The organism is Lysinibacillus sp. NPDC059133 (assembly GCF_042755925.1).
Classification (GTDB): domain Bacteria; phylum Bacillota; class Bacilli; order Bacillales_A; family Planococcaceae; genus Lysinibacillus.
The window spans coordinates 1-1875 of the sequence record NZ_JBHZDH010000119.1 but is presented as its reverse complement, the minus strand read 5'-3'; the positions used below and the strand labels follow the sequence as shown (position 1 = coordinate 1875).

The window sequence follows — 1875 nt, the reverse complement described above, 5'->3', positions numbered from 1 at the left end:
GTGTAGGCGTCACGCCTGTAATGGCAAAGTCAGGTTCTAGCAAACTGACAAACCGCCGAGAGTTGACGATCTACCCGCCTAACTCGGGTGTCATTTATTGGGGTAAGCAGGGTGTCGAGACGACTACAGGTGCGCCGCTCACGTCTAACGACAGCCCGCTAACATTTAAGGTTCATAGCCAAAGCCCTGACGTGTACCTAGTCGCTGATACTGAGACAGTCGTCACAATCGTGGAGGTGTCCGAATTGATTGAAATCGGGTCAAGGCGGACGCCGCCCTATGATGATACAGGCGTCAAAACAAGTATTTCAGATTTAAAAGACAAGATGGCAAAGCTTCAGGACACCGTTGACCATATGGACGTGTCAGATGAGATAAAGAACGATATTCTGACGCTTCAGCAAAAAGTCCAAGCGTTAGAGGATACCGCGGACGGTGGGTCAACTGGTGCAACTGACCAACAAATTCAAAGTATGAAGGCTGACGTTGATTCATTCGGCCGAGTCTTGGACGCTCATGTAAAGGACACGACCAAACACGTATCGTCTGAAGACCGTACCAAGTGGGACGGTCTGAGTGACAGGGTGACGACATCAGAAACAAACCTGAAGAACCATATCGCAAATGCTAAACCTCACGTCTCGGATTCTGAACGTTTGAAATGGAATCAAGCTGCTACGGATGCGACACAGCTGCAAAAGGATTTACAGACAACGAATCTATCGCTTCAGGATGTTATCGGGGTTCAAAACTTCTCACAGAAATATGCATTAACGGATGCTGAAGGAATGCGGAAACGGTTGGCTTCAGCTGACAGCATATTCACCGCACCACCCGGTTTTTATTATGGGACAGGATGGAATCAACTACCGTTACCGGGTGACGCTTCTTGGTACTATCTCGACATTCTACCAGCGCCAAACGGTCTGCGGAAATTGGTTCTGACACGTTCCTATGATAATACGTCATGGATTGGTGTTATACACACTGACAATGTATTCAGGGGTTGGCGACAGCTGTTTACACAAAATGATTTTATGGCGCTCACATGGTATAACCTTCCGTTATTGAATGGAGCAAAGGCGTCAGGAAGAACACCGCAGTATACCCGCTGGGGAAACATCCTCATGCTAAAAGGTGACGTGGCGTGTGACCTCGGCGTTGACTTTGCACAATTGCCCGCGTCATATTCACCGTCAGACAAAAAGGCGGTCATGGCAACAGCATACGGAACGACAGGCTTCACAAAATTTTATATCAACACTGACGGTAAACTGGCGTTTGTCGGCTTTTCAGGAAACAATCAGTCCGCCGTGTCCAGTTGGTCATTAGACGCGGCAGTGCCTTACTAGGAGGGTTGGAGCAATGGAAATGATACAAGTATTCGTATATGATTCGGATTTCATCTTCGACTATCCTGAAATTGTTCCGGCTGATTCCGTACCGGATAATGCGACAACCGTACAGCCGCCGGGATATTGGCGGGCGCAATTTCAGAAGGATAGAAAACTATGGATTGAATCCGCTTCAGACGAACAAATAAATGAAATGAGACAACAAATGAGGGAGAGTGTAAAAGAATGAGTTTCATGGAGAATGTTGCAAGTGAAGCACAAAAATTATACGGTGTAAGTCGAGTTTTACCTTCAGTTATCACAGCACAAGCCATACATGAGTCAAATTGGGGCAAATCCGGGCTTGCTACGCGTGCAAATAACCTGTTTGGTATAAAAGGTATCGGGAACGCTGGAACCGTTCATATGGGCACGTGGGAGGTTTTAAACGGGGTCGATAAAACAAACAAATAAGTGTTACGGGCGTATAAGTCTGTTATCGATTAAAAAAAAAAACATTTTAACAACTAAAAACATCTTT

Annotated in this window: 2 protein-coding genes and 1 pseudogene; all 3 read left to right on the top strand. The window is 46.2% G+C overall.

Annotated elements, in window-relative coordinates; genetic code table 11:
- Positions 1 to 1352, top strand: a pseudogene (locus ACFXN8_RS26435) (hypothetical protein); the annotation flags it as partial.
- Positions 1353 to 1365: 13 nt separating this feature from the next.
- Positions 1366 to 1584 (top strand): hypothetical protein, encoded by a 219-nt coding sequence (locus tag ACFXN8_RS26430; RefSeq protein ID WP_376642732.1) that lies wholly within the window; start codon positions 1366 to 1368, stop codon positions 1582 to 1584.
- Positions 1581 to 1808, top strand: coding sequence for a glucosaminidase domain-containing protein (locus tag ACFXN8_RS26425; protein ID WP_386848322.1), 228 nt, complete (start codon positions 1581 to 1583; stop codon positions 1806 to 1808). The genes ACFXN8_RS26430 and ACFXN8_RS26425 overlap by 4 nt, the downstream gene beginning before the upstream one ends.
- Positions 1809 to 1875 lie beyond the last annotated feature (67 nt).

Bases quoted from the DNA above. Each gene is read 5' to 3' on its own strand.
- ACFXN8_RS26430 (WP_376642732.1), top strand. From the start codon at position 1,366: ATGGAAATGATACAAGTATTCGTATATGATTCGGATTTCATCTTCGAC.
- ACFXN8_RS26425 (WP_386848322.1), top strand. From the start codon at position 1,581: ATGAGTTTCATGGAGAATGTTGCAAGTGAAGCACAAAAATTATACGGT.